At 64.3% G+C, this 14,236-nt stretch carries 14 protein-coding genes; 12 read left to right on the forward strand and 2 right to left on the reverse strand.

Going from position 1 to position 14,236, the window contains the following annotated elements; all coding sequences use genetic code 11:
• Positions 1-38 precede the first annotated feature (38 nt).
• The 3 genes from lepA (at position 39) to hemW (ending at position 3,824) form a co-directional block, all read left to right on the forward strand.
• Positions 39-1,889 carry a translation elongation factor 4 gene (gene lepA, locus ACSU04_RS00660; RefSeq protein ID WP_439288117.1) on the forward strand — a complete coding sequence of 617 codons (1,851 nt, stop codon included), beginning with the start codon at positions 39-41 and terminating at the stop codon, positions 1,887-1,889.
• A 64-nt stretch (positions 1,890-1,953) separates the two neighbouring features.
• On the forward strand, positions 1,954-2,607 hold the full coding sequence (locus ACSU04_RS00665; RefSeq protein WP_439277965.1) for a DUF1990 family protein: 654 nt from the start codon (positions 1,954-1,956) through the stop codon (positions 2,605-2,607).
• Positions 2,607-3,824 carry a radical SAM family heme chaperone HemW gene (gene hemW / locus ACSU04_RS00670; protein WP_439288118.1) on the forward strand — a complete coding sequence of 406 codons (1,218 nt, stop codon included), beginning with the start codon at positions 2,607-2,609 and terminating at the stop codon, positions 3,822-3,824. Before ACSU04_RS00665 ends, hemW begins: the two co-directional genes overlap by 1 nt.
• A 122-nt stretch (positions 3,825-3,946) precedes the next feature.
• On the opposite strand, the gene ACSU04_RS00675 is transcribed toward hemW, so the two are convergent.
• Positions 3,947-5,362, reverse strand: coding sequence for a carboxylesterase/lipase family protein (locus ACSU04_RS00675; protein WP_439288119.1), 1,416 nt, complete (start codon positions 5,360-5,362; stop codon positions 3,947-3,949).
• 117 nt (positions 5,363-5,479) lie between these two features.
• Between ACSU04_RS00675 and hrcA the strand changes: the two genes are divergently transcribed.
• The 9 genes from hrcA to ACSU04_RS00720 all read left to right on the forward strand — a co-directional run bounded on the left by hrcA (position 5,480) and on the right by ACSU04_RS00720 (position 13,524).
• Complete coding sequence (gene hrcA / locus ACSU04_RS00680; RefSeq protein WP_439277968.1) at positions 5,480-6,514, forward strand: heat-inducible transcriptional repressor HrcA; 1,035 nt, start codon at positions 5,480-5,482, stop codon at positions 6,512-6,514.
• A gap of 40 nt (positions 6,515-6,554) precedes the next feature.
• The gene (dnaJ, locus tag ACSU04_RS00685) at positions 6,555-7,673 is read left to right on the forward strand and encodes a molecular chaperone DnaJ (protein ID WP_439278658.1); all 1,119 of its coding nucleotides are present in this window, start codon (positions 6,555-6,557) and stop codon (positions 7,671-7,673) included.
• A 39-nt stretch (positions 7,674-7,712) separates the two neighbouring features.
• Entirely contained in the window at positions 7,713-8,441 is a 729-nt protein-coding gene (locus ACSU04_RS00690; protein ID WP_439277969.1) for a 16S rRNA (uracil(1498)-N(3))-methyltransferase, read from the forward strand.
• Positions 8,442-8,525: 84 nt separating this feature from the next.
• Complete coding sequence (locus ACSU04_RS00695; RefSeq protein ID WP_439288120.1) at positions 8,526-8,873, forward strand: HIT domain-containing protein; 348 nt, start codon at positions 8,526-8,528, stop codon at positions 8,871-8,873.
• A gap of 49 nt (positions 8,874-8,922) precedes the next feature.
• Positions 8,923-9,951 carry a PhoH family protein gene (locus ACSU04_RS00700; protein ID WP_439289393.1) on the forward strand — a complete coding sequence of 343 codons (1,029 nt, stop codon included), beginning with the start codon at positions 8,923-8,925 and terminating at the stop codon, positions 9,949-9,951.
• On the forward strand, positions 9,945-10,406 hold the full coding sequence (ybeY, locus tag ACSU04_RS00705; RefSeq protein ID WP_439289394.1) for an rRNA maturation RNase YbeY: 462 nt from the start codon (positions 9,945-9,947) through the stop codon (positions 10,404-10,406). Before ACSU04_RS00700 ends, ybeY begins: the two co-directional genes overlap by 7 nt.
• Entirely contained in the window at positions 10,403-11,680 is a 1,278-nt protein-coding gene (locus tag ACSU04_RS00710; protein ID WP_439277971.1) for a hemolysin family protein, read from the forward strand. Before ybeY ends, ACSU04_RS00710 begins: the two co-directional genes overlap by 4 nt.
• On the forward strand, positions 11,673-12,569 hold the full coding sequence (era, locus tag ACSU04_RS00715; RefSeq protein ID WP_439277972.1) for a GTPase Era: 897 nt from the start codon (positions 11,673-11,675) through the stop codon (positions 12,567-12,569). Before ACSU04_RS00710 ends, era begins: the two co-directional genes overlap by 8 nt.
• 1 nt (position 12,570) lies before the next feature.
• A complete protein-coding gene (locus ACSU04_RS00720) occupies positions 12,571-13,524 on the forward strand; it encodes an NADP-dependent oxidoreductase (RefSeq protein ID WP_439288121.1) in 954 nt (317 codons plus the stop codon).
• 28 nt (positions 13,525-13,552) lie between these two features.
• Here ACSU04_RS00720 and ACSU04_RS00725 read toward each other — a convergent pair whose 3' ends face one another.
• On the reverse strand, positions 13,553-14,212 hold the full coding sequence (locus ACSU04_RS00725; protein WP_439277974.1) for a hypothetical protein: 660 nt from the start codon (positions 14,210-14,212) through the stop codon (positions 13,553-13,555).
• Between the last annotated feature and the right edge of the window lie 24 nt (positions 14,213-14,236).

Below are 14,236 nucleotides of genomic sequence, written 5' to 3' on the forward strand. Positions count from 1 at the left end.
CGATGATTAGGAGGTGCTCACCGTACAATCGACAGGACATGTCACCACGCGCTCTCACCCCGCTCGCGCCTGCCGCGACCCCGGCTTCGCAGATCCGCAATTTCTGCATCATTGCCCACATCGATCACGGCAAGTCGACCCTTGCCGACCGCATGCTCCAGATTACGGGCGTCGTCTCGGATCGGGATATGCGCGCACAGTATCTCGATCGGATGGACATCGAGCGTGAGCGCGGCATCACGATCAAGAGCCAAGCCGTGCGGATGCCGTGGGCAGACAGTGAGCAGACGTTCGCCCTGAACATGATCGATACCCCGGGGCACGTCGACTTCACCTATGAGGTCTCTCGGTCGCTGGCAGCCTGCGAGGGCGCCATCCTCCTTGTTGACGCGGCGCAGGGCATCGAGGCGCAGACTCTTGCGAACCTTTACCTCGCGCTGGAGAACGATCTCAAGATCATCCCGGTGTTGAACAAGATCGACCTTCCCGCGGCAGATCCGGAGAAGTTCGCGAAGGAACTGGCCAACCTGATCGGCGGACGGCCGGAGGATGTGCTGCGCGTCTCGGGCAAGACCGGTGTCGGCGTCGAGGAATTGCTCGACCGGATCGTGCAGGAGATTCCGGCGCCGCAGGGTGACCCGGATGCCCCGGCGCGCGCGATGATCTTCGACTCCGTCTACGACTCCTATCGTGGCGTCGTCACCTATGTGCGCATGATCGACGGCAGTCTGGAGCCGCGAGAGCGCATTCAGATGATGTCGACGCATGCGAACCATGAACTCCTCGAGATCGGCGTATCGAGTCCGGAACCAGTGCCTTCCCTGGGGCTCGGCGTCGGCGAAGTGGGCTACCTCATCACCGGGGTGAAGGATGTGCGCCTGTCCAAGGTGGGCGACACCGTGACCACTTCGCGGAAACCAGCATCCGAGGCTCTGGCCGGTTATACCGACCCGAAGCCGATGGTGTATTCGGGTCTCTACCCGATCGACGGCAGCGATTACGGCGATCTTCGTGAAGCACTGGACAAGTTGAAGCTGTCTGATGCGTCGCTGGCGTATGAGCCGGAGACGTCGGTGGCGCTCGGCTTCGGTTTCCGCTGCGGATTCCTGGGGCTGCTGCACCTGGAGATCATCACGGAGCGACTGACGCGGGAGTTCGATCTCGACCTGATCACGACTGCACCCAGTGTGATCTACGAGGTCACCACGGACACCGGCGAAAAGGTCATTGTCACGAACCCGAGTGAGTACCCAGACGGGCGGGTCGCTCTGGTGACGGAGCCGATGGTAAAGGCCGCGATCCTGCTGCCGAAGGACTACGTCGGCACCGTCATGGAACTGTGCCAGTCTCGTCGCGGCACGCTGCTGGGTATGGAGTACTTCTCCGAAGATCGTGTCGAGTTGCGCTACAACATGCCGCTCGGTGAGATCGTGTTCGACTTCTTCGATCACCTGAAGTCAAAGACCCAGGGCTACGCGAGTCTCGACTATGAGCCCTCCGGCCAGCAGGAAGCCGACCTCGTGAAGGTGGACGTGCTGCTGCAGGGTGAGGCAGTCGATGCGTTCAGCGCGATCGTGCATCGTGACAAGGCATACGCCTACGGCACGCTCATGACGGAGCGACTGCGCAAGCTCATCCCTCGCCAGAACTTCGAAGTCCCGATCCAGGCAGCCATCGGTGCACGCATTATCGCCCGCGAGACGATCCGGGCTCTGCGCAAGGACGTGCTCGCCAAGTGCTACGGCGGTGACATCAGCCGTAAGCGCAAACTGCTGGAGAAGCAGAAGGAGGGCAAGAAGCGCATGAAGATGGTTGGACGTGTCGAGGTCCCCCAGGAGGCGTTCATCGCAGCGCTCTCCGGCGACGTCGAAGGTAAAGAGAAGAAGTAGCGATGTAACCTCCCGCGGCGCGTGGGGGGTGATCGCTCAGGTAACTCGAAGTAGTCTGGAACTCATGCGGCGCGGGACTTTCCGAGACGACACGGTTGACTATGCAGCCGTCGGGGCTACTCATGCCCCCGACTTGATGCAGTATCCACCGGAGCGCAGCCTCCCGGCGGAAGATGCGTGGCGGCTGGGTAGCGGTGAAGAGCGCTTCCGCACCGCGGGAGACGCGCTTTTGTCGTGGACGGCCCAGCGGGCAGCAGGGCTGAACCTCGAGGATGTGCGCCCGGCCGCAGGACCGGCTTATGCGGGCGTCAGCTTCGACGCAGAGGGAAACCCCGTCGCGCCGAGTAAACGCGAGGTCGAGCAGCGTTTCGACGCGGAGGGTACTCCGTTCGTGGGCGCCGGTATGACGCTGCAGCTGCGCGGACGCGTTTCAGGAATGCGCGCGGACGCAGAGCTTCGCGTGATCTCTGTCACGGAGGACTCTCGTCGGATCGGCTTCGTCCTGGGCACGGTGGGCGGTTCTGTCGTCAGCGGTGAGGAACTGTTCGAGATCGAGTGGCGTGAAGACAACGATGAGGTCTGGTTCACTGTGCGCGCGTTCGATGCGCCCAACTCGCTGCTCTACCGATTCGTACCCGGGCTTGTGAAGCGTCGCCGCAAGGAACTCTTCGCTCGTTACCTGCGCGCCATTTCGCCGCTGTACGCGACGCCACTCTGATGGCGGGTCCGCTTCCGCTGGGTGATCCGGCGCCGTCAGATGGCCGGCTCCCCGCGGATCTGCCAGTCGATCGCAGCGTGCCGTTCTCGGCCTATCTGCACGTGCCGTTCTGCCGGGTGCGCTGCGGCTATTGCGACTTCAACACGTACACCTCCGGTGAACTGCGCGGGGCACGGCAAGACGAGTACGCCGATACGCTTGGGATCGAAATCGCGTTGGCGCGACGTGTGCTGGCGGATGCTGGCGCGCTGCGACCGATGGACACCGTGTTCTTCGGCGGAGGCACGCCGACGTTGCTTCCGGCGGGGGATCTGGCACGGATGCTGGATGCTGCTGTGGACGCGTTCGGCCTGAGCGACGGCGCCGAGATCACGGTTGAAGCGAACCCCGACACGGTCACACCTGACGTCGTGCGCACCCTGGTGGATGCCGGTGTCACGCGACTCTCGGTGGGCATGCAGTCCGCCGTGCCGCACGTGCTCGCAGCACTCGACCGCACGCATCAGCCGGAAAATGTGCGCACTGCAGTTGAAGCGGCGAAGGACGCGGGTCTCGCGGTCAGCGTCGATTTGATCTACGGCGCGCCGGGGGAGGCTCTTGGAGATTGGGAAGCTTCTCTGGATGCTGCGCTCGAGTTGGAGCCCGATCACATTTCCGCCTACGCGCTGATCATCGAGGACGGGACGAAGCTCGCCCGCCAGATTCGGCGCGGCGAAGTGCCGACGCCCGATGACGACCTGCAGGCCGACATGTATGAGCTCGCCGATTCTCGTCTCGCCGCGGCGGGTTTCGAGTGGTACGAGCTGAGCAACTGGGCGCGCAGCAGCGAGCAGCGCTCCCGTCACAACCTGGCGTACTGGCGGGGGAGCGACTGGTGGGGCTTCGGCCCCGGCGCGCACAGCCATGTCGCGGGGCTTCGCTGGTGGAATGTGAAGCATCCGGCGGCATACGCGCAGCGCCTGGCAGCATCCGAATCTCCTGCAGCGGGAACGGAGCGGCCCGATGCTCAGGCGCACCTGCTCGAGCGGGTGCTGTTGGAAAGCCGACTGGCAGAGGGAATCGCGGTCACGGCCATTCCTGCGCAGAATCGCACGAAAGTAGCAGGGCTGATCGCTGACGGCATGGTGGATCCAGCGGCAGCGCTCAAGGGACGGATTCGTCTCACCTTGAAGGGTCGGCTTCTTGCCGATGCCGTGGTGCGCGAGCTGACCGACTAGCTCGGACTGATCACGCATCTGGCCGGCAGCGATCATCCACGCTAGCGACTCTCTCGGAGACTTACGAGAGTCGAGTTCGCTCTTCCGCGTGCGATCCGCACCTTCTAAGTGGCCCCTGTATATCAGGGCAACAGATCCAGCCCTGTGGTGCGGCGCTGGGGAAGCGTCGCGGTGACCGTGTCGAACACACGCGTGGCGCGCTCGGCGTCGAACGCTGGCCACCCAGGATCACCCGTCGTGATGAACTTCACCCACGCCTCATGCATGTTCGTGGCCAGTCCCCGAGGCGCGTCGCGTCCGGCCATCCGGTTCGAATCCTCGTCGTCGAGATGGTCGAAGACGAATGCGAGCTCCAGCGCATGCGCGGCACGAAGGTCACGGACCGGGCTCTGCCACGCGAACTCGTATACGTAGGTGGAGGCCGTGCGTGCGGTTGCGATGCGCGTCGCAGGGGCGCGCAGCATCATGTCTGTGGCGAGCTGGCCGAAGATCTCGCCGGCGGAGGCGTTTGGCCAGTCCTTTCGATACGCGCGTTCGGCGCGCGCCGAGATGCGCATAGCCAGTCGCGCCAGGAGGAGCTTTGCGCGCGTGACGCCAGTCAGTGCCTCCGGGGTGAACCACAATCGATACTCATCCGTGTTCGTTCCGATGAGGATCGGTGTGTTGACTTCTGGCAGAACCTCGTGAGGTGAGCGCGGCAAGCTCTCGGGGTCGAGGACGAGTTGGAATCCAGGAGCCCCGCCCAGCGGCGATGCTCCGGCGGCCTGCTCACGACGGGCGTCGAGCAACTGCTCTGGAGTGAGCGCGGCGAAGGCTACACGATCGGCGCTGACAGACATCCGCTTGGCCATTTGAACGCTCACTCGACCTGCTTTGGCCGCAGTCTGCGCCTCAAGCGGCCCGGACTGGATGATCGCTCGGCGGATGCGTGCACGCGAGTCGTCGACGGCGAGCAGTGCGGCAACGAGACTGCCACCGGCGGACTCGCCCATCACGGTGATCTGTGCTGGATCGCCACCGAAAACCGCAATCTCGCGGTGCACCCATTCGAGCGCCGCGGCAGCGTCGCGAAGGCCGAGATTGCGGGGGACACCGTCCAGTACAGAGAATCCCTCGGAGCCGAGGCGATAGTTGATCGAGACGAAGATGATGCCGTTCCGAGCGAATGTCGTTCCGTCGTAGGCACCCAGCGCCGAGGTGCCGCGTTCGAAGGCTCCGCCGTGGATCCACAGCACGACCGGAGCATCCTTGGCGTCTTCCGGCGCCCAGACGTTCGCCGTGAGGATGTCGTCGCCGTCGATCTTCACCGTTCCGAGCAGCTCGCCGATCGCTCCGGGATAAGGGCGCTGCGGGGCCGTCGGCCCGAAACTCGTCGCATCCCGAATGCCGTCCCAGTGTGCTGGCGGTTGTGGAGTGCGGAAGCGATTTTCGCCGAATGGTGCGGCCGCATAGGGGATGCCTAGGAAGCGACGAATCCCGTCTTCGTATGTGCCGCGAACAGCGCCATTGCTGAGCGTGCGCGTCAGGGAATCCGTCATGGCGTCATCCTAAACGGTGCGGTGGCGGCACCGGGGAGCGGTGAACTCCGCCGTTGCGATCGGGAGAAGGTAGAATTGGCACTCTGAGTATGTGAGTGCCAGACGGGAGGGCGAAAGTTGGTCACTGAACGTGGACTTGAAGTCCTCCGAGCGATCGTGCAGGACTACGTCGAGACCCACGAGCCCGTCGGCAGCAGATCAATCGTTGATCGGCATTCCTTCGGAGTCTCCGCCGCGACGATTCGCAACGACATGGCGCAGCTCGAAGACGAAGAGCTCATCGTCGCACCGCACACATCGTCAGGGCGCGTGCCGACGGATAAGGGCTACCGGGTCTTCGTGGACCATCTCTCGCAGTTGCGGCCGCTTTCTGGCGCCCAGCGCACGGCGATCGAGTCGTTTCTTGCGGATCCTGCCGATCTTGACGATCTGATGGCGCGCACCGTGCGCGTGCTGACGCAAGTCACCGGGCAGGTCGCGCTCGCGCAGTATCCGTCTTTCGCTCGCGCGCACCTCACCCACATCGAGCTGGTATCGCTCGCACCGAACAGGTTACTGGTGGTGCTGGTGACGGATGCCGGCGGTGTGTCGCAACGTATCGCGGGGCTGCCGATCGATCTCGATGATTCTGATGTCGCTGTGCTTCGCGCCCGCCTGTCTGCGCTGTTGACCAGCCAATCAGTGCGCGAGGCCGCCGATCGAGTGCAGTCGATGGCCAGCACACCCGATGCGAGCCGCACTGATATCGTGCTTCGTGTGCTGGCGGGCATCATCGGCGAAGAGCTGGCAGAGTTCCGACAGGAACGGCTGGTGATGGCGGGCGCGGCGACTCTGGCGAGGCGCGAGCAAGACTTTCGTGGCAGCATCCATCCGCTGCTCGAGGCGATCGAGGAGCAGGTGACGCTGCTGCGGCTCATGAGCGAGATGGTGACCGACGAGCACGGTCTGGCAGCGAGTATCGGGGCAGAGAACGAACCGTTCGGGCTGCCCGAAGCGTCGATCGTCGCGAGCAACTATCTCACTCCGGGGGGCACTGCGCGCGTCGGCGTCATGGGTCCCACACGTATGGACTATCCGAGCAATCTTGCTGCGGCGCGGGCTGTCGCCCGTTACCTGTCGCGGATGCTCGATGAAGACGAAGCGAGCCGCTGAAGCGGATTGCACGCGTGCACGCACACGCAGAAAGGTGATTGTGGCGGACCATTATGAGGTTCTCGGAGTGTCACGTGACGCGACGACGGACGAGATCAAGAAGGCGTATCGGAAGCTTGCTCGGCAGCTGCACCCGGATGTGAACCCGGGTGATGACGCCGCTGAGAAGTTCAAGCTCGTTACACACGCCTACGACGTGCTCAGTGGCGACGACTCACGCCGACGCTATGACATGGGCGGTGGTGACGGTGCCAACAACGGAGGCGGAGACTTTGGTGGTTTCGGGGGCTTCGGCGACATCTTCGAAACGTTCTTCGGCGCGCAGGGCGGTGGCCGAGGCGGTCGCCCGAGGTCGCGCAGGGAGCGCGGTCAGGATGCGCTGGTGCGCGTCACCCTCGATCTCGGTGATGTTGTTTTCGGCGCACACCGCGACATCGAGGTCGATACGGCCGTGCTGTGCGAAACCTGCAATGGTTCGTGCACGCAACCGGGTACGTCACCCGTGACCTGCGACATCTGCGGTGGCTCAGGGCACGTGCAACGTCAGGTGCGTAGCCTGCTCGGCAACGTCGTGACTTCGCAGCCGTGCGGCAGCTGCGAAGGCTACGGCACGGTCATTCCGCACCCGTGCGGCACGTGCGCCGGCCAGGGACGCGTGCGCTCACGCCGCACAGTCTCGTTGGATATTCCTGCGGGCGTTGAGACCGGACTGCGTCTGCAGCTGCCGGGCTCCGGAGAGGTCGGCAAGGCCGGCGGGCCCAAGGGCGACCTGTACGTCGAAGTGACAGTTTCCCCTCATGTCGCGTTTAGCCGTGACGGCGATGATCTGCTTGCAACCCTCGAAGTCTCGATGTCCGATGCAATTCTCGGTACCGAGACATCGATCGACGGACTGGACGGCCAGGTGGATCTGGAAATCCGCTCGGGTGTGCAGTCCGGCGATGTGCTCACGATCAAGGGCCGGGGGATCACTCCATTGCGCGGCAACCAGCGTGGTGATCTGCGAGTCGGCGTGCAAGTGGTGACGCCGACGAAGCTCGATTCTGCGCAGCGCGCGCTGATCGAGGACTTCGCCAAGAAGCAGAAGGCTCCCGGGCCCCAGCTCGCGCAGTTCCAGCAGGGGCTATTCTCGAAGCTGCGCGACAGGTTCCGTCACTGAAAGTAAGTTACTGCTCAGCGTCATCGAATCGGAGGCCCCGTGGCTCTGCACTTCCTCGTCGAGAGTTCCTCGGCTACCGCAGTCGGCGACGTCGTCTCGCTGACCGGTGCCGAGGCGAAGCACGCAGCGGTCGTACGCCGATTGCGCGTGGGAGAGTCCGTCACGATCGGTGACGGCTCGGGCGTGTGGCTCGAGGGCACGGTGACCGATGTCTCGGCGTCCCGTGTCGACGTGAAGGTCACTGAACGCACCGAGCAGGATCCTCCTGCCATCCGGCTCCTGCTCGCGCAGGCGTTGGCGAAGGGCGACCGCGATGAACTCGCGGTGCAGGCATCGTGCGAGCTCGGCGTGGACGAGATCGTGCCGTGGCAGGCATCGCGGAGCATCTCCCGCTGGGAAGGCCCCAAGGCCGTCAAGGGTCGCGATCGCTGGGCGTCAATCGTGCGCGAGGCTGCGAAGCAGGCGCATCGCTCATGGGTGCCCGAGGTATCCTCGCCGCTGACCAGCGCGCAGTTGATCGCGCGCTCCGCCGGACAGCGGATGCTGGTGCTCGAGCCGACGGCGACCACGAAGCTGTCGTCGATCCGCGCGGATGAGCGAGACATACTCCTCGTCGTCGGACCTGAGGGTGGCATCTCACCGGAAGAGCTTTCTCGGTTCGACGAGGCCGGAGCCGAGCGTGTACGACTCGGCGACACGGTGCTGCGTACCTCTACGGCAGGCCCGGCGGCGATCGCCGTGCTGTCGGCCGCTCTCGGCCGGTGGTGATGGTCGTCTTTCGCTCGTGGTGACGTGGTGTGCGGGGGATGGTGTCTCAGACCAGGAGATGCACGGCTCGCCTAGACTGGAGACATGACGGAACCCTCGATCTTCACCCGCATTCTCACCGGCGACATCCCTGGTGAGATCATCGCGTCGACCGATCGACTCTTCGCCATTCGCGACATCGCGCCGCAGGCGCCCGTGCACCTGCTCGTGATTCCCAAGACTGAGCAGTACCGCGACGTTGTTGAGCTTGCCGCTGGCGACCCAACGCTGCTGGCCGAACTCATCGCGTTCGCGAATACGATCGCCGCGGAGCATTCCGATGGCGACTTCCGTCTGCTGTTCAACACCGGCGCGAATTCGGGGCAGACGGTCTTCCACGTTCACGCCCATATTCTCGCTGGCGGCCTGACAGAAAAGAGCGTCGGTGCCTGAGCCCGAACAGAACAGCGTCACCGAACGCATCTATGTCGACGGTGTCGCCATGGTGCGGGTGCTCGGTCCACAGGATCGACTGCTGAGGATGCTCGAAAAAGAGCATCCGGATGTTCAGATTCTCGTGCGCGGCAACGAGATCACTCTCAGCGGTGACGCAGCGAGCGTAGCCGCGGCGAAGACCCTGGTGGAGGAACTGCTCGTAATGACGCGTGACGGCCATGACCTCGCGCCCAGCGACGTCGAGACCTCCGCGCGGATGCTGCGCCAGGAAGACGGCCCGCGTCCGAGCGAGGTGCTCGGCGAAGCCATCCTGACCACGCGTGGCAAGGCAATCCGCCCGAAGACGCTCGGCCAGAAGGAATACGTCGACGCGATCGACGAGAACACGATCGTCTTCGGCATCGGCCCTGCCGGAACCGGAAAGACCTACCTCGCGATGGCGAAGGCGGTGCAGGCGCTTCAACGCAAGGAGGTCGCTCGCATCATCCTGACCCGCCCGGCCGTTGAAGCAGGGGAGCGGCTGGGGTTTCTTCCCGGAACCCTCAACGAAAAGATCGATCCGTACCTGCGCCCGCTCTACGATGCGCTGAACGAAATGATGGATCCGGAGATTGTGCCGCGGCTGATGGCGAGCGGAACGATCGAGGTTGCCCCGCTCGCGTACATGCGCGGCCGCACACTCAACGACTCGTTCGTCGTGTTGGACGAGGCGCAGAACACCACACCAGAGCAGATGAAGATGTTCCTCACCCGCCTAGGATTCGGCACGAGGATGGTCGTCACCGGTGACATCACCCAGGTCGATCTGCCGCAGGGCGCGTCAGGTTTGCGCCTGGTGACCCGCGTGCTCGACGAAATCGAAGACATCCACTTCTCTCGCCTCACCAGCGCCGACGTCGTGCGTCATTCGCTGGTCGGCCGCATCGTCGACGCGTACAGCGAGTATGACGAACAGCGCACGGCAGCCCGTCACGAGCGTGAGCAGGCAAGCGAGTTCGCGAACCGCGCCGAGCGCCGCACAAACCAGCGCCCAGGACCACGGGATCGGTCGCCCAAACGAGGACACGCATCATGATCGAAATCAACAACGAGTCGGCCATCACCATCGACGAGACTGTCCTGCAGCGACTCACGGACTTCAACCTCGCCCAGCTGCACGTCAGCCCGGATGCCGAGGTTGCAATCGTTCTCGTCGACGAGGGTGCCATGGAGGCACTGCACGTGCAATGGATGGACGAGCCAGGTCCGACCGACGTGCTGAGTTTCCCGATGGACGAACTGCGCCCTGGTACCGAAGATCGCCCGACTCCTCCTGGGCTCCTCGGTGACATCGTGCTGTGCCCGCAGGTCGCGCAGGCGCAGGCGCAGGGCGCGGGCCACGCACTGATGGACGAGCTCATCCTGCTCACCACGCACGGCCTCTTGCACCTGCTCGGCTACGATCACGCCGAACCCGACGAGGAGCGTGAGATGTTCGGGCTGCAGAAGGAGCTGATCCAGGCTTTCGCGCACGCTGAGCGCAGCCGATGACCGAGATTCTCCTCCTTCTCGCCGCACTCCTGCTTGTGGCGTTCGGTGGCCTCGCCGCGGCGACCGATGCCGCCTACGGTGTCACCTCGCGTGCCGACCTCGCCGACATGGCTGTCGAAGGCCGCAATGCCAAGGCTCTGACCCATATTGGCAATGACCTCGACGCGCATGTCAACGCCATCTCCTTCATTCGGGTGCTCGTTGAAGTGACGGCGGCCGTGTTCGTCACCGTGGCGTTCACAATCATGTTCGAAAACATCTGGTGGGCAATGCTCGCCGCGGCGATCCTGATGACCGGGATCACCTTCGTGCTCGTCGGCGCGAGCCCAAGGACGTTCGGCAGGCACCATGCTGAAGACATGATCCGCGGGACGGCAGCGATCGTGCGTGGTCTGCGTTTCATCCTCGGCCCCATCGCATACGGACTCGTCGTGATCAGTAACAAGGTCACCCCCGGCACCGGTCGCAGCTCCTTCGCCTCTGAGGACCAACTGTTGAGCATGGTCGATGAGGCCGCCTCCAATGACCTGATCGAAGAGGACGATCGCGACCTCATCCACTCGGTCTTCGACTTCACCGATCAGTTCGTGCGCGCGGTCATGGTGCCGCGCACCGAAATGGTGACGGTGGATGCCGACGCCACGACAGACCAGGCGATGTCGCTGTTTTTGAATCGCGGTGTCTCCCGGATCCCGGTGGTTGATGATGAAGCGGACGACGTCGTCGGTGTGCTGTATTTGAAGGACCTCGTGCAGTTCGCCTATCGTGACGATTCCGCGTGGCGCGCCGCATCCGTTCGTCCCATCGCTCGGCCAGCGACCTTCGTACCGGAATCGATGCGGGCGGAGACGCTTCTGCAGCAGATGAAGCGCGACGCCGTGCATGTGTGCCTCGTGATCGATGAACACGGCGGGATCTCGGGTCTTGTCACCTTGGAAGACCTGATCGAAGAGCTCGTCGGCGAGATCTCCGATGAGTACGACCATGCAGCAGCGGAAGTCGTGAATCTCGGCGATGGCCGCTATCGCGTCAGCGCGCGCCTCTCCCTTGACGATGTCGGCGACCTGTTCGGCATCGAACTCGAGGATGAGGACGTCGACTCGATCGGCGGACTGCTCGGCAAGGCCGTGGATAGAATCCCGCAACCGGGGGTCACTGCGACGATAGAAGGACTGGTCCTGACCGGCGGCGCTTCGCGCGGTCGCGGGCGGGGAATCGCCACGGTATTCGTGGAGCGCGCCGCTGGCGCAACAGAGGAGACAGACGATGACTGAGACCAACCGCAGCGGATTTGTGACTTTCGTCGGGCGTCCCAACGTCGGAAAATCCACGCTGACGAATGCACTGGTCGGCGAGAAGATCGCCATCACCAGCGAGAAGCCACAGACGACCAGGCGTGCCATCCGTGGCATCCTGAATCGTCCCTCAGGGCAGCTGGTGATCGTCGACACCCCGGGTATCCACAAGCCGCGCACCCTGCTGGGCGAGCGGCTCAACGACCTGGTCGAGCAGGTGCTGGGCGACGTCGACGTGATTGGCTTCTGCGTGCCAGCCACCGAGAAAGTCGGCCCGGGTGATCGACGGATCGCTGCCTCGCTGGACGGCTACGCACGCGCTAAGAAGATCGCTATCGTCACGAAGACGGATGCCTCGACCCGCAAGCAGATCGCCGAGCGCCTGCTGGAGGTTGACGCGCTGCGTGAAGACTGGGACATGGTGATCCCGCTGTCGGCGCTCACCCGTGATCAGCTCGACGTGCTCACTGACGAGATGCTCCGGCTGATGCCGAAGGGACCCGCGCTCTACCCGGAGGGCATCACCACCGACGAGTCGCTGGAGGACCGGATCGCGGAGATGATCCGCGAGGCCGCCCTCGAAGGCGTACGCGATGAGCTGCCCCACTCGATCGCCGTGGTCATCGACGACATCGCGCCGCGCGAAGGAACAGATCTCACCGACGTGCATGCGCAGATCGTCGTCGAGCGCGACAGCCAGAAGGCGATCATCATCGGCCACAAGGGCCAGCGCCTGGCAGATGTGGGAAAGCGCGCCCGTGTCGGCATCGAAGAGCTCGTCGGCACCCGTGTCTTCCTCGGCCTGCATGTGAAGGTTGCCAAGGAATGGCAGCGCGACCCGAAGCAGCTGGGACGCCTCGGGTTCTGACATGGTGACGGGACCAGACGTGGCCAAGCACTGGATCGCGACTGAGTGGGGGACGCCGGAGACCTGGTCGTTCGTCGAGTACGACGTGCCTGCGCCCGAGCAGGGCGAGATCACCATTCGTGTGCACGCAGCGGGGATGAACCCGGCCGACTACAAACACGTCGCTGTGGCACGCAGCGGTGCCACGCTACCTGTATCGATCGGCTATGAGGTGTCTGGCGAGATCACCGCGATCGGGCGTGATACCGAGATCGGCTCAGGCGTGGCTCAGGTCGGCGATGAGGTCATCGCATTCCGTGTCGCTGGCGGTTACGCCACAGCGCTGACGATGCCTGCAGAGAAAGCCTTCGCAAAACCCACCACGCTGACCCATGCCGCCGCCGCGAACCTGCTGCTGGCGGGCACGACGGCGGCCGAGATGCTGGCTGTCACCGCAGCGTCAGCGGGGGAGACGATCCTGCTGCACGGGGCATCCGGTGCTGTCGGCGTCAGCGTGCTGCAGCAGGCAGCGCACCACGGCATCCGGGTCATCGGTACGGCGAGCGAGGCGCGATTCGACGAGGTGCGTCGATTTGGCGGTATCCCGGTTGAGTACGGTGCAGGTCTCGCTGACCGAGCGCGTGCGGCCGCCGGTGGCAAGATCGCGGCGGCACTGGATGCGGTCGGCACCGATGAGGCCGTGGATGTGTCGCTCGAGCTGGTCGCGGATCGCGCACGGATAGTCACGATCGCTGCGGCACAGCGCGCGCAGCAGGACGGCATCCGCTGGATTGTGGGCTCGCTGCCGGAGAGCACGCGCTTCCGTGACAGCATCCGCGGTCAACTGGTTGATCTTGCCCAGCAGGGTCTTCTCGAGGTTCCGCTCGCGCGTACATACCCGCTGGCCGAGGCGCCGGACGCGCTCGCGTTCCTCAAAGACGGCCATCCAGGCGGAAAGATCGCGCTCATCCCGTGAACTGATGGCGGGCCGCCCCTCGTAGCGGCTACTCGATCGCGACGGTCCAGAGCGCGGAACGGATGACCACGAAGCCCGGGCCGAAATCGACGTCAGCTGCTTGCTGGAGCGTCCCGTCGTCCCAGACGACGTCGACGACGAGATAGCCGTTCTCCGCGCTGCTCGCGAGATATGTATCGGGTCCGAGGAGTTCGGCGACCGTGTCCTGGATCGTCGCGAGATCCTCCTCGGCCGCTGCCCCTGGAGTACCCGTGACCGGATCGGGGTAAGCGATCGGGTCGAACAGGGCGAGCGGTATCGGTGGGTGAGTCGGAGTGAAGGTGGTGCCGTCATACGTTCCAGACATCCCATACGCTCCCCATCGAGTGGTGCCGGACTCATCATCGGGTGCGGCATCGGCCCACGACCAGCCCTCGAGTGGGATACCGACGCACTGCGGCGGATACGACTCCATCACAATGCCGAGGCAGAGCTTCGCGTCTCCGTCGACGTCGATGATGGTTCCGGTCGCAATGACATCGAGGGCGGGCGGCGTCGGGCGCTGCGTTCCCAAGGTGTACTCCGCTTCCGAGGTGCTCGGTGCGGGGGACCCCGCGCTTGCCGTGCATCCGACGAGGGCGAGGAGGATTCCGACGCTGCCGAGCGCAACGACGCGCGCGACGGTGTGACGAACGGATGCGATGTCCATACTTCCAGGTGTCGACAGCGGCGC

It is taken from the genome of Microbacterium sp. A84, from assembly GCF_051842815.1.
Lineage (GTDB): Bacteria > Actinomycetota > Actinomycetes > Actinomycetales > Microbacteriaceae > Microbacterium.

Excerpts from the sequence above, each read along its gene's own strand:
- lepA (WP_439288117.1), top strand. The coding sequence starts at position 39 with ATGTCACCACGCGCTCTCACCCCGCTCGCGCCTGCCGCGACCCCGGCT.
- ACSU04_RS00665 (WP_439277965.1), top strand. The coding sequence starts at position 1,954 with ATGCGGCGCGGGACTTTCCGAGACGACACGGTTGACTATGCAGCCGTC.
- hemW (WP_439288118.1), top strand. The coding sequence starts at position 2,607 with ATGGCGGGTCCGCTTCCGCTGGGTGATCCGGCGCCGTCAGATGGCCGG.
- ACSU04_RS00675 (WP_439288119.1), bottom strand. The coding sequence starts at position 5,362 with ATGACGGATTCCCTGACGCGCACGCTCAGCAATGGCGCTGTTCGCGGC.
- ACSU04_RS00695 (WP_439288120.1), top strand. The coding sequence starts at position 8,526 with ATGACGGAACCCTCGATCTTCACCCGCATTCTCACCGGCGACATCCCT.
- ACSU04_RS00700 (WP_439289393.1), top strand. The coding sequence starts at position 8,923 with ATGGTGCGGGTGCTCGGTCCACAGGATCGACTGCTGAGGATGCTCGAA.
- ACSU04_RS00710 (WP_439277971.1), top strand. The coding sequence starts at position 10,403 with ATGACCGAGATTCTCCTCCTTCTCGCCGCACTCCTGCTTGTGGCGTTC.
- era (WP_439277972.1), top strand. The coding sequence starts at position 11,673 with ATGACTGAGACCAACCGCAGCGGATTTGTGACTTTCGTCGGGCGTCCC.
- ACSU04_RS00720 (WP_439288121.1), top strand. The coding sequence starts at position 12,571 with ATGGTGACGGGACCAGACGTGGCCAAGCACTGGATCGCGACTGAGTGG.
- ACSU04_RS00725 (WP_439277974.1), bottom strand. The coding sequence starts at position 14,212 with ATGGACATCGCATCCGTTCGTCACACCGTCGCGCGCGTCGTTGCGCTC.